The following is a 16,691-nucleotide window of genomic DNA, read 5'->3' as shown; positions in this document are numbered from 1 at the left end:
GTTGGCAACATGCGCGCGCTCGCGTCAGAGACACTTTGTCGTCAGGCGGGACCCGATTGCCTGACTGCACCTCACGCCGCTACGCGGCGCGCATCGTCGTCACGCGAAAGCGGTGTCGATGATCTCCTGCTGCTCCACCGCATGCACCTTCGACGACCCCGACGACGGCGCCGACATGGCCCGCCGCGAGATCCGCTTGATCCCGCTGAGCCGTTCGGGCAGCACCTCCGGCAGGGTGAGCCCCAGCGAGGGCCAGGCGCCCTGGTTGGCCGGCTCCTCCTGCACCCAGAAGTACTGCTTGGCGTTCTCGTAGCGGCCCAGCGTTTCGTCGAGCCGGCGCCGCGGCAACGGTGCGAGCTGCTCGACGCGCACGATCGCCACGTCGTCGCGCTTGTCCTTGGCCTTTCGGGCGGCCAGCTCGTAGTAGAGCTTGCCGCTGGTCAGCAGGATCCTGGTGACCTTGCTCCGGTCGCCGTCGCCTTCGTCGTAGGTGGGTTCCTCGATCACCGAGCGGAACTTCATCTCGGTGAACTCCTTGATGTCGCTCACCGCGGCCTTGTTGCGCAGCATCGACTTCGGCGTGAACACGATCAGCGGCCGCTTCACACCGTCCAGGGCGTGCCGGCGCAGCAGGTGGAAGTAGTTGGCCGGGGTCGACGGCATCGCGATCGTCATCGAACCCTCCGCCCACAGCTGCAGGAAGCGCTCGATGCGACCCGACGTGTGGTCGGGCCCCTGTCCCTCGTGCCCGTGCGGCAGCAACAGCACCACCGTCGACAACTGCCCCCACTTGGCTTCACCGGAGCTGATGAACTCGTCGATGATCGACTGGGCGCCGTTGACGAAGTCGCCGAACTGCGCCTCCCACAGCACCACGGCGTCCGGGTTCCCGACGGTGTACCCGTATTCGAAGCCCACCGCGGCGTACTCCGACAATGGCGAGTCGTAGACCAGGAACTTGCCGCCGGTGGGGGCGCCGTCCTTGTTCACCGCCAGCAGCTGCAGCGGAGTGAACTCAGCGCCGGTGCTGCGGTCGATGATCACCGAGTGCCGCTGGGAGAAAGTGCCGCGGCGGGTGTCCTGCCCGGAGAACCGCACCAGCTTGCCCTCGGCCACCAGCGAACCCAGCGCGAGCAGCTCGCCGAAGGCCCAGTCGATCTTGCCCTCGTAAGCCATCTCGCGCCGCTTGTCCAGCACCGGCTGCACCCGCGCGTGCGTGGTGAATCCCTCCGGTACCGACTTGAACGCGTCACCGATGCGGGCCAGCAGCGCCTTGTCCACCGAGGTGTCCAGCCCGGCCGGGATCATCTGCAGCGACTCCACCGATTCGCTGGGCTGGGCGCCGTGTTTCTCCAGCTCCTTGACCTCGTTGAAGACCCGCTCCAACTGCCCCTGGTAGTCGCGCAGCGCGTCCTCGGCCTCTTTGAGCGAGATGTCGCCGCGGCCGATCAGGGCTTCGGTGTAGCTCTTGCGCACGCCGCGCTTGTTGTCGACGACGTCGTACATGTACGGGTTGGTCATCGACGGGTCGTCGCCCTCGTTGTGACCGCGCCGCCGGTAGCAGAGCATGTCGATGATGACGTCCTTATGGAACCGCTGCCGGAAGTCGACGGCCAGCTGTGCCACCCACACGCACGCCTCCGGGTCGTCGCCGTTGACGTGGAAGATCGGCGCGCCGATCATCTTGGCGACGTCGGTGCAGTACTCGCTGGAGCGCGAGTACTCCGGCGCCGTGGTGAAACCGATCTGGTTGTTGACGATGATGTGGATGGTGCCGCCGACCCGGTAGCCGGGCAGGTGCGCCAGGTTCAGCGTCTCGGCCACCACGCCCTGACCGGCGAACGCCGCGTCGCCGTGCAGCATCATCGGCACCACCGAGAAGGCCTTCTCGCCTTCGCTGTCGGTGTCGCCGTGGTTGAGCAGGTCCTGCTTGGCGCGCACCAGGCCTTCCAGCACCGGGTCGACGGCTTCCAGGTGCGACGGGTTGGCGGTGAGCGACACCTGAATGTCGTTGTCGCCGAACATCTGTAGGTAGACGCCGGTTGCGCCCAGGTGGTACTTCACGTCACCGGAGCCGTGCGCCTGCGACGGGTTGAGGTTGCCCTCGAACTCGCTGAAGATCTGCGAGTAGGGCTTGCCGACGATGTTGGCCAGCACGTTGAGCCGGCCGCGGTGCGGCATCCCGATGACCACCTCGTCCAGGCCGTGCTCGGCGCACTGGTCGATCGCGGCGTCCATCATCGGGATGACGCTTTCGGCGCCTTCGAGCGAGAACCGCTTCTGCCCGACGTACTTGGTCTGCAGGAACGTCTCGAACGCCTCGGCGGCGTTGAGCCGGCTCAAGATGTACTTCTGTTGCGCCACAGTCGGTTTGACGTGCTTGGTCTCGACCCGCTCTTCCAGCCATTTCTGCTGTTCGGGGTCAAGGATGTGGGTGTACTCGACGCCGATGTGGCGGCAGTACGCGTCGCGCAGCAGGCCCAGCACGTCGCGCAGCTTCTTGTACTCCGCGCCGGCGAACCCGCTGACCTTGAACACCCGGTCCAGGTCCCACAGCGTCAGCCCGTGGGTCAGCACCTCGAGGTCGGGGTGGCTGCGGAACCGGGTCTTGTCCAGCCGCAACGGGTCGGTGTCGGCCATCAGGTGGCCGCGGTTGCGGTACGCCGCGATCAGGTTCATCACGCGGGCGTTCTTGTCGACGATCGAGTCCGGGTTGTCGGTGCTCCAGCGCACCGGCAGGTACGGGATGCTCAGCTCGTGGAAGATCTCGTCCCAGAAGTCGTCCGAGAGCAGCATCTGGTGGATGGTCCGCAGGAAGTCGCCCGACTCGGCGCCCTGGATGATGCGGTGGTCATAGGTTGAGGTCAGGGTGATCAGTTTGCCGATCCCCAGTTCGGCGATGCGCTCCTCGCTGGCGCCCTGGAACTCGGCGGGGTACTCCATGGCGCCGACGCCGATGATGGCCCCCTGGCCGGACATCAGCCGCGGCACCGAGTGCACGGTGCCGATGGTGCCGGGGTTGGTCAGCGAAATCGTCACGCCGCCAAAGTCTTCGGCGGTCAGCTTGCCGTCGCGGGCCCGGCGCACGATGTCTTCGTAGGCCGAGACGAACTCCGCGAAGCGCAGTTCCTCGCAGCGCTTGATCCCGGCCACCACCAGGGCACGCTTGCCGTCCTTGCCCTGCAGGTCGATCGCCAGGCCCAGGTTGGTGTGCGCCGGGGTGACGGCGTTCGGCTTGCCGTCGACCTCGGTGTAGTGCCGGTTCATGTTCGGGAACTGCTTGACCGCCTGCACCAGCGCGTAGCCCAGCAGGTGGGTGAACGAGATCTTGCCGCCGCGGGTCCGCTTCAACTGGTTGTTGATGACGATCCGGTTGTCGATCAGCAGCTTGGCCGGAATGGCGCGCACGCTGGTCGCCGTCGGGACATCCAGCGACGCCGACATGTTCTTGACGACGGCCGCGGCCGCGCCGCGCAGCACCTGCACCTCGTCACCTTCGGCGGGCGGGGGAGGGGCGGCTTTCGGCGCCGCCGCAGCGGGCGCCGGTGCGCCGTTGCCGGCGGCGCCCGCGGCGGTGGATTTGGCCGGCTTGACGGGCTCCGGGGCGGGCTTGGGCTCGGCCGGCTTGGCTTCGGCCGGCTTGGCGTCAGCGGGCTTGGCCGCCGCGGGCCTGGTCTCCGCGGGCTTGCCTGCGACGGGCTTCGACTCGGCCGGCTTGGCCTTGGTGCCCGGGCCGTCCTGGCTCGCTTCGCCGGAGGACTCCGGGTTGTAGTCAACCAGGAACTCGTGCCAGCTCTCGTCGACCGAGGAGGGGTCGTCGCGGAACTTGCGGTACATCTCTTCGACCAGCCACTCGTTTTGCCCGAATGGAGAACTTATGTTGGCCACGGCCGCTGTTCGCCTCAATTCTTGTGTCCTGCAAGCGTTTTGGCGAACGCCTGCCACTCCTGGCGCCCCGGGTGGCGGGGCGCCTCACACCCCTCGGTGGTCGGTGAAGGGTACCGACCGTTTCTGACCCATAAAGGCTAGCGCTTTGCCCGCGATCCGCGAGCAAGACCAAGCGGTTTAGCCACCGTCCGCGTCAGCTGGCGTCCCGGACGGGCGGCAGCACGTGCAGGGTGACCGGCCAGCGTTCCGGCGCCGGGCCGAAGGCCGAGCGGGCGTTGCGGACCAGCTTCTTGCCCACCATCCGGTTGCCGATCGCGCCGATGATCGCACCGATGCCGACCGGAAGCAGCTTGCCGAACATCAGCGCCCCGCGCTTGAGGGCGAACCTCTTGACGAAGCGCTTGAGCAGGCTGTTGTTCAGCTTCGATACCGCCGGCAGCGGCAGCGACGCCATGCTCTCGGACACCCAGCCGCCGCTGGTGCGGCCGCCGCCGATCACCTGCGCCACGGCGGCCTTGCTGTTGTCACCGACCAGCACGGCCAGCACCAGGGCGCGGCGCCGTTCCCGATGGTCAAGGGGGATGCCGTAGACCGACGCCATTGCCAGCACCAGCAGCGCGGTGGCCTCCAGGAACACCGCGGTCTCACCGGCGGCCGCCGACAAGGCCGCCAGAGTGCCGATTGCGGGCAGCGTCGCGGCGGCGCCCACCGCGGCGCCGCTGGCGGTCACCGCGGACACGAAGCGTTTCTCCAGCTTGGTCGCGATCTCGGCCGGGCTGGCGCCTGGGTGCGCCCGGCGCAGGCGTGCCACATAAGCCTCTGCGGCCGGGCCCTGGATGCGCGAGCTACGTTCGATGATCTGGGCCAACGCCCTGCTGGATGCCTTCGGCCGGCCTCCGGACCCTTCGTTGCCGTTGGGCTGCTGGTCCGGTACCGACTTGTTTCGTCGAGCGCTCATAGTGCCTCTCTTCGGGACGGCGTCTCTTCAGGCTAACGCGCGTCCAGCAAGATGAGTGCCGGGCAGAAAGGCTTCACACAATCCCGCGCCCGGGTCTGTGTTCCATCCCGGGTTCCGTCCCAGCCGAAGAGCGAAGCGCGGAACGCAGCGGGAATAATGCGGGCTGGACTTCACGTGACCCGACACGGGAGCCGAAACGAGGTGCGATATATGAGCACGGCGATGAGCCGGGTGACCGGAGAGCGCCTCTCCGGAAACCCCTGGGCCGCGCTGTGGGCGATGATGCTCGGCTTCTTCATGATCATGCTCGACTCGACGATCGTCGCTGTGGCCAATCCGACGATCATGACCGCGCTGAACATCGGCTACGCCACCGTGGTGTGGGTGACCAGCGCCTACCTGCTGGGTTACGCGGTGGTGCTGCTGGTCGCCGGCCGGCTCGGCGACCGGTACGGCCCCAAGAATCTTTACGTGATCGGCCTGGTGGTCTTCACCTTCGCGTCGGTGTGGTGCGGCCTGTCCGGCAGCGCCGCGATGTTGATCGCGGCCCGGGTGGTCCAGGGCGTGGGCGCTGGACTGCTGACCCCACAGACACTGTCGATGCTCACCCGGATCTTCCCGGCCCACCATCGTGGCTCCGCGATGAGCATGTGGGGCGCCACCGCAGGCGTGGCCAGCCTGGTCGGCCCGCTGGCCGGGGGAACGCTGGTCGACGGGCTGGGCTGGCAGTGGATCTTCTTCGTCAATGTGCCGGTCGGCGTGGTCGCGCTGGCGTTGGCGATCTGGCTGGTTCCGGTCCTGCCGGTCCGCACGCAGGGATTCGACTTGATCGGCGTCGCGCTGTCCGGCGCGGGTATGTTCCTGCTGGTGTTCGGGCTGCAGGAGGGGGAAACGGCGCACTGGAAGCCGTGGATCTGGGCGGTGTTGGTCGCCGGCATCGGCTTCATGACGGCGTTCATCTACTGGCAGTCGATCAACCGGCGCGCGCCCTTGGTTCCGCTGAACATGTTCGCTGACCGGGACTTCAGCCTGTGCAACGTAGGCGTGGGCATCATCTCGTTCGCGTCCACGGCGATGATGCTGCCGCTGACCTTCTATGCCCAGTCGGTGTGCGGCTTGTCCCCGACGCGGTCGGCCCTATTGATCGCGCCGGTGGCCATCAGTAGCGGCGTGCTCGCCCCGCTCGTCGGGCTGATCATCGACAGAGTCCACCCGGTCCCGCTGCTGGGTTTCGGCTTCTCGGCGCTGGCGATCTCGATGACATGGCTGGCGATGGAACTCGAGCCCGGCACTCCGGTCTGGCGGCTGGTGCTGCCGTTCATCGGGATCGGGGTGGGGATGGCGTTCATCTGGTCGCCGCTGGCCGCGACCGCGACCCGTAACCTGCCGATCGAGCAGTCCGGGGCCGGCTCCGGCGTCTACAACGCCACCCGGCAGTTGGGCGCGGTGCTGGGCAGCGCCGGCATGGCCGCGTTCATGACGTGGCGCATCGGCGCCGAGGTGCCGGGGGGCGCAGGGGCTCCCAGCGGGGAGGACGCGGCCCTGCAGCTGCCCGCGTTCATGCGCGAACCCTTCTCGGCTGCGATGTCGCAGTCGATGCTGCTGCCGGCGTTCATTGCGCTGTTCGGGATCGTCGCTTCCCTGTTCCTGGTCGGCGCGGTGAGTTCGGCCCTGAGCCGGCGCGAAGGGGACGACCTGGCCGGCTACGCGCTGGCGGACGAACGCGACAACCCTGAGGACGACCCGGAAGACGACGATGACGGCTACGTCGAATACATCCTGCGCCGGGAACCGGACTCCGGCTACGACGTCAACACGCAACCGGTGGTCTCTCTCACCCGGCGCAACGGTGCGCCCAGGGTCGCCGTGCGCCGGCTCGCGGAGCCTGCGCGCCAGCCAGATCCCGACGACCCGGTCGCCGGCCGGCTCTGACGGTCACTGCCCCCGGGTGAGCGCCAGGAAGGCGCCCAGGTCCACCAGGCCGGCCGGGGTCGCCGGCAGGTATTGGGTCAGCGACTCCGACCGCACGATGATGGCCGCGTACTGGGCTCGGCTGACGGCGACGTTGAGCCGGTTGCGGTTGAGCAGAAACGAGATACCGCGGGGAACTTCGTCGATCGATGACGCCGTCATGGATATGAAGACGACCGGGGCCTGCCCGCCCTGGAACTTGTCGACGGTACCGACCCGGACCCCGGACAGGCGGGCCTGCGCGAGCCGCTGACGGATCAGCGTCACCTGCGCGTTGTACGGTGCGAGCACCAGCACATCCGGGGCGGCCAGCGGGCGAGTGCCGTGCTCATCGGTCCACGGCCGCCCGAGCATCCGCCCGATCTCCTCGACGATGGCAGCGGCCTCTTCGGGGCTGTCGATCGAATTGCCTTGATGGCGAACGGGAAGCACACGCACGCCCGGCTCATGACCGGCCAGCTGCCGCGCGGTGGTGCGCTCGGCGTGCGAACGCAGCCGGCCTTCATAGGACAGCGCCGAGACGGCGGCGCACACCCGCGGGTGCATGCGGTAGGACAGGTCCAGGAAGTAGCCGCGCTCGTCGGGCAGCGTCTGCTGTCCGTCGACCAGCCATTCCAGCGCGGAGATGTCGACCTGCTCCGGATGGGTGCCCTGACTGACCTGCGGCAGTTGCTGCGGATCCCCGAGCAGCAACAGATTGGTGGCCGCCGGCGCCACCGCGATGGTATTGGCCAGACAGAACTGCCCCGCCTCGTCGATCACCAACAGGTCCAGAAAGCCCGGCGGTACCCGCTGTGCGTTGGCGAAATCCCAAGCCGTACCACCGATTACACAGCCCGCGTGGTCGGCGATGAAAGCCGCATACTTGCTCGCGTCGATCTCCTGCCACCGCGCGCCGGTGGTGCCCTTCTTGGCGACGAGCGCCGGATCGAGGCCGGCGTCGATCACACAGTCCAGCACGTTCTCCACTGCGGCGTGTGATTGCGCGACCACGCCGACACGCCACGAGTGTTCGGTGACCAGCGTCTTGATCACGCGGGCGGCGGTGTGCGTCTTGCCGGTCCCCGGGGGTCCGTGGACCGCGAGGTAGGACGAATCCAGGCTCAGCGTGGCGGACGTGATGTCGGCGATGGTGTCGTCGCTGCGCGGCAACGCCGCATCCCCGTGGGTGCGCGGCGCGCGGAGCAGCAGCAGGTCGAGGAGCGCGGTGCGGGGCAGGCCCGGTAACCCGTCCGCGACGGCTTGTGCCGTCGTCGCGATGGACTCGCGCAGCGCGGTCGTCTTCACCGGCGGTCCGGGCGTGAGCGCGAACGGCAGCTGGTGAAAGGTGTTGCCGTCCTTGCCGGTTCGTTCGATGATGGTCACCTCGGCGGGCAGGCTGGGGTCGTCGACGCCGACGATCTCAGCGCGGCCCGCGCCGCGGCGGTCAGGATCGTCGGCCATGCCGGCCGGAGCCGGCGGTTCGTAGAGTGCGAACACCTCGTGGCTCAGGTCGCCGCGCGCCAGTTCGCCTTTCAGCTTCAACCTTCGCTGCGGTTTGCGGGCCCGCGGCGGGGTGTGCCAGTCGGTAACGACGGACGCGGAGTCGACGATGAAAACGTCTGTGTTGTCCGACCATTCGTCGACGGGGTAGTTCAGCCGGTCGAAGTGCGACCACCAGAACGGCTTGTCCTCGCGTTGGTGATACCCGCGCGCGGCGGCGATCAAGGCGACGGCGGTCTGTTCTGGCGTGCGTTCACCGGCAGCGGCATCGCCGGTGAACGTCGTCAATGTGACGGCCAGTGGATCGTGGTCTTTGATGCTGTCGCGTTCGGGGACCGGCTGGACACCGATCGGCGTAACCCCCGATTCCCAGGCCAGAATCAGCAACCAGTCCCGCAGCTTGCGGGTGGACAGACAGTCGTAGTGGTTGTACTCCTCGATTTCCTTGAGCACCGTCGCCGCTTCGTCAGCGCGGCCCGCGGCCAGCAGTTCGCAGTATCGCGCGTAGGAGGTGATGGAATCGGTGGCGGTGGTGACATCACCCGAGCGCAACTGGGTGCCCATGTACAGCGGCTCCAGTGCCTTAAGGCTCAAGCTTTCGGCGCCCACTCGAATGCTCTTGCGCACCAACGGATAAAGGTCGACCAGTACCCCGTTGCGCAGCAAGTCGTCGACCTCGTCCTCACCGACGCCGTAGCGCCCGGCGAGCCGGAGCAACGCCGTCTTCTCGTAGGCCGCGTAGTGGTAGATGTGCATGTTCGGGTAGCGCTTACGGCGCTTGGCCACCATGGCCAGGAACTGCTTGAGTGCAGCTCGCTCCTCGATGCGATCGTGCGCCCACAGGGGGCGGAATTTCCCCGCCGGCCCCATTTCCAGGACGCCGAACAAATACTCCAGCCCCCACTGGTTTCCGTCTGCGGTCCACAACGGGTCGCCTTCGAAGTCGAAGAACAAGTCACCCGGATTCGGTTCGGGCAACAGCGCCAGCGGCTGCGGATCGGCCACCTCGTACTGCGGGGCACCGCTATCACGTTGGCGTATCTGCAGTTTGGCCTGCGCGGTCAGCTTGCCCAGGGCTTGGGCGCCCAGACCGGGCACCGGCCGGCTGCGGGCGGCCAGCTCGCCGATAGTCGTGATGCCTGCGTCAATTAGCTTCTCGCGCTGGCTGACTCGCATGCCGGCAACCAGCAGCAGGTCGTCGAGTGCGCGCAACTGTTCGGTGCACAGCGGGCATCGGAAGCAGGCCTGCACTCCGGCGTCCTCCCAGCGCACGGCGCGGCCCGCGGCGTGGTGGTCGTCCAGCAGCGTTTGTAACTGCGCGCGCTGGGTCCGGTAGACCGGCATCAGGTCACTGAGGCGGTAGCGGACCACCGTGCCGTCACCGAGTTCCAGTTCGGCGTCCGGGGTTATGGGCACGCCCGCCGCCGTGAGTGCGTCGGCGTAAGCCGCCAGCTGCAACAGCGCGGTGACCTTCGGCGAGCGCGCCAGCTTGGTGTCAGTGACGCGGTAGCGCTCACCGTCACGGATCAAGAAGTCGGCGAAACCGACGAAGCGGCCGTCGAACATGGCTGCCTGATAGACCACCGGGGCGCGGTCGGCGATGGCGCGCCGGGTGGCGTCGGCCGCGGCCGTCAGTCCGGCGTGGGTGTAGGCGGGACGGCCGATGACGGCGATCTCGTCCCCGAACCGGGCGCGCAGCCGGTCCAGCCGGCGGCGCTCGTGGTCGTCACCGAGAGTGGCTGTGCGCGCAAGTAATTCGTCTTCGACGGACACGGCCGGGCCGCGGCCGAGCTTGGCATCGAAATCCCGCAGCAGCGCGTACTCGCATCGCGCGGCGGACGCGAGATCCGATGCGCTGTAGACGATGTTGCCGGCGGTGAGGAACACAGCTGTAACGGTAGGCGAAGGGTATGACACGGCGGCGTTGGCAGACAGCTCCGGCGGCCGGCCAGAGTCGCTGATGCGGCCCGGACGTGCGTCGTCAACCGAAACCTCCGAGCCGCAATGATTAACCACATTATTAATTCGTAAATTTAATGATTAAAAGCGAGCTGTCCGTCTGGCGAAAATTATCTCGCGCGCAAATTCCGTGTCCAGGGTGCTCGAGTTCGTTGCCACTCTGCCGCTGAGCATCGAGATGCCTTCGCTCGCAGGATAATCGGGCGACTTCGGCACCTTGCGACGCTTCAGTCCGAGCTGGTGTTCGGGCGGACCGCGCACCGTCCGAGAGTGGAAACCTGGGGTCGGTAAGCCGGTTATTTTCACTACTTTTGGAATAGTTTTCGCTTTTTTCGGGTGGACTCGGTCCGCGGTGTCAAAATTCATGCATAATTCAAATGTTCTGGCGGTACTCGGCGCCGAGGGGAGGATAATTTGGCGTGCTTCGTGATCGGAGTGCCTGATCGCTGGGACTCCGGGTGGGACCGTCCTTCGCCGTCGTGGGGTGAGCAGGAGTGGCGACGTGTGCGACCTGGCGGGGGCGACGCCGGCATTGGACGAGTTGTCGACGGTGCCTTCCGGGGGAGTTCTGTCACGCGCGAAGAGGCGCGTCTCTAGTTGGGGGGCGGGGGCGAGAATGGTGATTTGGTCACTTGTACACACCAAGGGCGGCGTAGGGAAGACGACAACAGCGCTGTTCTTGGCCGCGGCTGCAACACAGCGCGGAGTTCCGGTGCGTGTCATTGATGCCGATCCGCAGGGGTCGGCGTCGTCTTGGGCTGATCGGGCAGCACACTGGGGCACGCCGTTGCCTTTTGAAGTTAGCCCGGGTACCGCGGGGGGCGTGCGGGCGTTGACGAGTGAATCTGGCGAACTGGTTCTGGTCGACAGCCCGCCCGGAGTCGCTGCCGCTATCGACGCGGCGGTCGATGTAGCCGACCTGGTCATCATTCCGACGGGTCCTCGCGCCGCGGACATCGACCGGATGTGGCCAACCCTGGATATTACCCAGCACCGCCCCACGACGATCCTGCTGACGATGGTCGACATGCGCAAGGTTGAGGCGCTGGAGATGCCGCGTGCGCTGACGGCAGAGAACGCACCAGTCCTGCAGAGCATCGTGCGGTGCCGGACCGAGTTCGAGCGCGCCTTTGGCCGCGGTTTGCCGGCGCACTTGGGGGACTACGCAGACGTGTTCGACGCACTGACGACGGCGACCTGGATGGAGGGAGCCGCGGCAATATGACGGAAGAGCTTTCGACAGCCAGTGCGGTGCGGAATGCGGTCATCCGCCGGCCCACTGGGGCCGCGGCGAGAGTCCGGGCCGCGAGTGCGTTCCAAGGTTACGAAGATGCCGTTCGGAGCACTCCGCTACCGCCGCCGTCGCAAATGGCTTACGAGGCGATGCGCACAACGCTGCACCTGCTCCCGACGACGCGTAGTTCCCTTAAGCGGCGTGCGCTGGAATTGGACACCACCATGGGTGACCTGATTCGGGCCGCTATCAGCGCCGGGCTCCAAGACCCCGAAGCACTGGCGCGTGCGTCGATGGCGCACCGCGGCGAGAGCGGTGGTGTGCGGACCACGCTCGACTTGCCCCGGGCTGTGCACCGGACCCTCAAGCTGTTGGCGGCGGATCAGGACACGAGCTTGCAAGCGCTGATTGTGACGGCCGTCCTGCAGAACTGCCCGGACCTCGATTAGTGGTTTCAGCCGGCCCGGTTTTCGGGTCCGCGCCCAGCGGTAGCGCCTGCGCCGAAGGGCTGCACCACTGGTAGCGCTCAAGGGCCGGTCGCAGCGTCGTCGCCCAGCGTCGGGCAGCGGTTCGATCCGCTTGAACCCGTGATACGGCGGTTGAAAAGCTGAGCAACCGCCACGAAATTCAACGTCTACGTCAATAACTGCGGCATTCTGCGGCCTCCGTAAATGTCAGCAATGGAGTCGTCGCTGCTCTGGCCGGCGTCAACATCCGACTGTCCGTAAACTGCGCTGCGGACCCGTGCCGGTGGTCGCTTTCCTTCAACTCGCGACTGCAACCTTAGTGTCGACACTATCGTTGTTACGACATATCTCTATACCGGAGGCAGGGGTATTCAGCTAACTAGAAGCCATGCAATCCAAACATCTAAAACAGCGTCAGACAGCTAAATCTAGAGCTGAAGGTCTCGATAGCAGCAAATTAATGTGGCGAAGTATATTCGTTGCAGGATGCAGTTAAATAAGTCATAGTCTCCAGCGGTAAACATAGCCATATGTACATCCATATGAATACGCATATGTACTTCTATAAACGCATAGTTGTGGGTTAAGAAGTGGCAAAAAATAAATTCCTGAAAATGGCTGCAAAATGAAGCGCCGGGCGTATTGTTCCAAACGTTCGAGCGAGACCGCTCAGAGTTTGTGTCACCGCATAGCTACTGGAGTTACAGATGTCCTCTTACGTGATCGCAGCACCTGATGCCTTGGCCGCCGCGTCTTCAAATTTGAGCGGTCTCGGGTCGTCGATCCAGGCGGCCAACGCCGCAGCTGCGAGCTCGACCACGCAGCTGGCGGTCGCGGCCCAGGATGAGGTGTCAGCGGCGATTTCTGCCTTATTCGGCAATTTCGGCCAGGAGTATCAAGCACTCAGTTCTCAGATGGCGTTGTTTCATGACCAGTTCGTGCAGACCTTGAGCTCGGGTGGACTGATGTATGGGGCGGCTGATGCTGCTGCCGCTTCGCCGCTGCAGACGCTGGAGCAGGACATAATGGGTGTGATCAACGCGCCCAGCCAGCTCTTGACCGGCCGCCCTCTCATCGGTGACGGCGCCAATGGTGCCCCAGGCACTGGCCAACGGGGCGGCGACGGCGGTTGGCTGTGGGGCAACGGAGGTAATGGTGGCTCCGGCGTGGCCGGCACGGCCACTACCACCGGCGGCACCGGTGGGGCCGGTGGGTCCGCCTTCCTGTTCGGCCATGGCGGCACTGGCGGGGCCGGTGGTGTCGGATATGCCGGGGTCAACGGTTCAAACGGTGGCACGGGGGGCACCGGCGGGGCCGGTGGTGCCGGTGGCTGGCTTTGGGGTAACGGCGGGGCTGGTGGTGTAGGCGGTGCCGGTGGGATGGGCAGCATTGGCCTCACCAACAACGTCGGGGCCGTTGGTGGAAACGGCGCGACGGGCGGCCAAGGGGGGACCGGCGGCGCCGGCGGTGTCGCGCACGCGCTCTTTGGCACCGGGGGTGCGGGCGGTGTCGGCGGGGTCGGGGGTAACGGCGGCACCGGGGGCACTGGGGGCACCGGTTTGACCGGCAGTTTCACCGCTGGTTCGGGCGTTGGCGGCGACGGTGGCAACGGCGGCATCGGAGGCGCCGCGGGCAACGGAGGCAGCGGTGGCGGCGGCGGCGCCGGCGGCTTGTTCGGCGCTTCGGGTGCAAACGGTGACGGCGGTAACGGTGGTAACGGTGGTAACGCCGGGGTCGGCGGCACCGGGGGCACCGGCGCGACGGGCGACTTCAACTCAGCTCTCAGCTTGGGCACCGGTGGCCATGGCGGCAATGGTGGCAACGCCGGCACTGCTTATGCCACCGGCGGCGCCGGTGGAGCTGCCGGTACCGGCGGTGCGGTCGGCACCGGACATGCCGGCGCGGCTGGAACCGGCGGTTCCGCGACTACCTTCGGTGGTGAGGGCGGCAAGGGTGGTGTTGGCGCTACAGGCGACTTCAACTCGACTGTCAGCAAAGGTAACGGCGGCTACGGCGGCACCGGCGGCACTGGCGGGACGGGGACTGTCCACGGGGACGGCGGCGACGGCGGTATGGGCGGCGCCGGAGCGGCCATCGGCACCGGCGCAACGGCAGGTGCCGGCGGTGCTGGCGGCGTGGGCGCCGCCGGCAACGCGGCCGCGCCCGGCCTTGGTGGTGGGGGCGGTGGCGGTGGTGGCGGTGCGATCATCCAGGGCACAGCCACCGGCACTGCGTCTGGCACGGCCACGGGCGGTGTCGGCGGCGCCGGTGGTGGTGGCACCCTCACTGCAGCGGGCGGCCACGGTGGCACCGGCGGTGGTGCCGCCATCGTTGCGAACGGTGCAGGCAGCTCCGCGATTGGCACAGCAATCGGCGGCGTCGGCGGCGACGGCGGCACTGCCGGCGCTAAAGGCGGCAACGGCGGCGGTGGGTACCTGGTAGTCGACTCCGCCGGCGGCACCGTCGGTGGCGCCGCTGGAGCTGCCATTGCGAAGGGTGGCAACGGTGGAGCTGGCATTGCCGGCGGGACCGGCGGCAATGCGGGCTTTGGTGAACTCGAGGCTGACGGTGCGGGTGGCGTCTCCTACGGCAGCGCGACCGGTGGTAATGGCGGTAGGGGTACCGATGTCGGCAGCATCGGTGGTAATGGTCTGAATGGCATTATCGAGAGCGCCCGGCCAGAAGTTCCCGGGGGCGGTGGGACCGCACACGGTACCGCCACAGGCGGAAGCGGTGGTAACGCCACCTCCGGCGGAATCGGCGGCAATGGCGACCGTGGAAGTATCTTGGCCGGCGGCACTGGCGCCGAAGCTTCCGGCACAGTTACCGGCGGTGATGGCGGCAACGCGAGCGCTGCCGGCGCCAAAGGCGGCGACGGTAATAGCGCCAATTTGAGCGCGTTCAGGGGGACCGTCACCGGTGACAACGTCTTGACGGGCGGCTCTGGGGGCGATGGCAACGGTGGTGACGGCGGCAAAGGCGGTCGGGCCTGGGTACAAGCGGTTAACCCGGCAGGCTCACATATTTCCAACAGCACTGCGATCGGTGGCGACGGCGGTGACGGCGGCATCAACGGAACGAATGGCGCGAAGGGTGGTGCCGGTGGTCTCGGTGGTAATGCCAATGTCCAACTGCAATCGGCAGCTAACCCCACGACCATCACCGGCATCGGCAGTATCGGCGGTCACGGCGGCACCGGCGGCGTCGGCGGCAGTGGCGTCGGTGGCACTGGCGGTGCCGGCGGCAACGGCGCCACACCCGCCGACTTCACCGTGCAAAACGTTTCTAACAGCACCCAGGTCGGCGGCGCCGGCGGCCAGGGTGGGCACGGCGGGACCAATTTCGCAGGTGGCGCTGGTGGTGGCGGCGGCGCCGGGAGCTTCGTTACTGGCGGCGGTGGGACCATTACCGGTAGCACCGCGACCGGCGGGATCGGCGGGGTAGGCGGTGACGGCACAGCGACCGGAGCCGGCGCGGCCGGCGTCAGCGGTGGCGCCGGCACCATCGCCGCCGCGGGCGCAGGAAGCTCCGTCACAGGCAGCACCGCCACCGGTGGGAACGGCGGGGCCGGTGGCGTCGGCCACGGCGGCGCGGCCGGCGACGGCATTGCCTCCGCGGCCGGGGGCGGCGCCATCACTGACAGCCACGCCACCGGTGGCAACGGCGGCACTGGTACCAACGGTGGAGCAGGTGGCGCCGGCGGGTCGGCCGTCATCGGCTTCGATCCCAGCACGGGCGCTCTTCACGGCGGCAGTGTGATCGGGGGCACCGCCATCGGCGGGAACGGCGGATCCGGCGACGGTGCCACCGGCCTCGGCGGCTCCGGTGGCGGCGGCTACCTGGTTGTCGACGGCACCTCAGGCGCTGCCGGCGGCACCATCGGCGGTGTCGGCCACCCAGCCGTGGCCACAGGCGGCAACGGCGGAGCCGGCATCAGCGGCGGTCACGGTGGAAACGGCAGCTTCGGTGAGGTTGAGGCCGGAGCGCTGGGCACCTCGTACGGTCAGTCCACCGGTGGTGCCGGCGGTACGGGTACCGGCCTGAACAGCGTCGGCGGTAACGGCCAGAGCTCTGATATCCAGAGCGGCAAGACGACTCAGTTCTTCGATAACCCAACAGCAGGCGGCGACGGCGGGACGGCCAGCGGTACGTCGACCGGCGGCGCCGGCGGCAACGCGACCGGCGGTGGTCACGGTGGCAACGGCGGCAAGTCGTCTATCGCCGCCGGCGGGCTCAACGCTGTGGCCAGCGGCACGTCTGAAGGCGGTGCCGGTGGTGACGGGCTGAATGGTGGTACGGGCGGCGGCAGCGACGCAACGGGCAACCCTGGATCCAGCCGGATCGTCGCACTGGGCGCGAACACCTCTGCTCAAAACGGTCACGCCTTGGGTGGCCACGGCGGTACCGGTGACGGTGTGGGCAGCGTCGGCGGCAAGGGGGCCGACGCTAACATCGGGGCCGGGCTTAACTCCACTGGGACGGCTGCCGACCAACCCCATGCGGATAACGCCACCGCCAATGGCGGCAACGGCGGCTTTGGCGGTAGCAGCCACACCGGCGGCGACGGTAGCGAGGGCGACGTCTATGCCCAGAACCTGCCGCCGGGGCCGATCAGCGCGGACAACGCGGTCGCGACCGGTACGAACGGCTCGGATAACCCGTAGAACCGGCAGTGACGCCACGGCCCGGTCGCAGTGGCGGCGCGGGGCCGGGGCTTCACGGCTGGATAACC

General features: G+C 67.4%; 7 protein-coding genes. 4 read left to right on the top strand and 3 right to left on the bottom strand.

All coding sequences use genetic code 11. The features are described 5' to 3' along the window. Window positions 1-99: 99 nt before the first annotated feature. Together C0J29_RS23020 and C0J29_RS23015 are read right to left on the bottom strand one after the other, a co-directional pair. Window positions 100-3,888 (bottom strand): multifunctional oxoglutarate decarboxylase/oxoglutarate dehydrogenase thiamine pyrophosphate-binding subunit/dihydrolipoyllysine-residue succinyltransferase subunit, encoded by a 3,789-nt coding sequence (locus C0J29_RS23020; RefSeq protein ID WP_120793652.1) that lies wholly within the window; start codon window positions 3,886-3,888, stop codon window positions 100-102. A gap of 193 nt (window positions 3,889-4,081) precedes the next feature. Continuing rightward, the gene (locus C0J29_RS23015; RefSeq protein ID WP_120793651.1) at window positions 4,082-4,846 is read right to left on the bottom strand and encodes a hypothetical protein; all 765 of its coding nucleotides are present in this window, start codon (window positions 4,844-4,846) and stop codon (window positions 4,082-4,084) included. A gap of 210 nt (window positions 4,847-5,056) precedes the next feature. Between C0J29_RS23015 and C0J29_RS23010 the strand changes: the two genes are divergently transcribed. Continuing rightward, window positions 5,057-6,778 carry an MFS transporter gene (locus C0J29_RS23010; RefSeq protein ID WP_174814860.1) on the top strand — a complete coding sequence of 574 codons (1,722 nt, stop codon included), beginning with the start codon at window positions 5,057-5,059 and terminating at the stop codon, window positions 6,776-6,778. A 3-nt stretch (window positions 6,779-6,781) separates the two neighbouring features. Here the strand turns inward: C0J29_RS23010 and C0J29_RS23005 are convergent, their stop codons facing one another. Beyond that, on the bottom strand, window positions 6,782-10,186 hold the full coding sequence (locus tag C0J29_RS23005) for a TM0106 family RecB-like putative nuclease (protein WP_120793650.1): 3,405 nt from the start codon (window positions 10,184-10,186) through the stop codon (window positions 6,782-6,784). 688 nt (window positions 10,187-10,874) lie between these two features. Here C0J29_RS23005 and C0J29_RS23000 point away from each other — a divergent pair. The 3 genes from C0J29_RS23000 to C0J29_RS34510 all read left to right on the top strand — a co-directional run bounded on the left by C0J29_RS23000 (window position 10,875) and on the right by C0J29_RS34510 (window position 16,623). Next, window positions 10,875-11,483, top strand: a complete 609-nt coding sequence (locus tag C0J29_RS23000; protein ID WP_120794915.1) for a ParA family protein — start codon at window positions 10,875-10,877, stop codon at window positions 11,481-11,483. Continuing rightward, complete coding sequence (locus C0J29_RS22995) at window positions 11,480-11,941, top strand: hypothetical protein (protein ID WP_162951538.1); 462 nt, start codon at window positions 11,480-11,482, stop codon at window positions 11,939-11,941. The genes C0J29_RS23000 and C0J29_RS22995 overlap by 4 nt, the downstream gene beginning before the upstream one ends. Window positions 11,942-12,666: 725 nt before the next feature. Next, window positions 12,667-16,623 carry a PE family protein gene (locus C0J29_RS34510; protein WP_279637324.1) on the top strand — a complete coding sequence of 1,319 codons (3,957 nt, stop codon included), beginning with the start codon at window positions 12,667-12,669 and terminating at the stop codon, window positions 16,621-16,623. Window positions 16,624-16,691: the final 68 nt, after the last annotated feature.

The sequence above is a fragment of the Mycobacterium paragordonae genome (genome assembly GCF_003614435.1).
Classification (GTDB): Bacteria; Actinomycetota; Actinomycetes; order Mycobacteriales; family Mycobacteriaceae; genus Mycobacterium; species Mycobacterium paragordonae.
This window is presented reverse-complemented; position numbering and strand designations above follow the sequence as displayed.